This is a genomic window from Bacillus sp. AFS059628, from assembly GCF_002571225.1.
In the GTDB taxonomy this organism is placed as follows: Bacteria; Bacillota; Bacilli; order Bacillales; family Bacillaceae_G; genus Bacillus_A.
On the sequence record NZ_NVEC01000169.1, the window covers coordinates 1 to 203 of the forward strand.

Annotated in this window: 1 protein-coding gene; it reads left to right on the forward strand. The window is 44.3% G+C overall.

Annotated elements, in window-relative coordinates; translation table 11 throughout:
• The coding region (locus COL05_RS30815) for a heavy metal-binding domain-containing protein (RefSeq protein ID WP_142337742.1) at positions 1-189 on the forward strand (189 nt) is incomplete at its 5' end.
• Positions 190-203 lie beyond the last annotated feature (14 nt).

The window sequence follows — 203 nt, forward strand, 5'->3', positions numbered from 1 at the left end:
GTTGTCGGTGGTCGTGCTGGCGCTTATGAAAGTAAATTAAAAGAAGCGCGCGACATCGCAATGGAAGAAATGAAAACTTTCGCAAGACAAAAAAATGCGAATGCAATTGTTGGTATCGACGTGGATTACGAAGTAGTTCGTGAAGGGATGTTAATGGTTGCGGTGAGCGGGACTGCTGTTCGTATATAAAGTAAAGAGCCGTG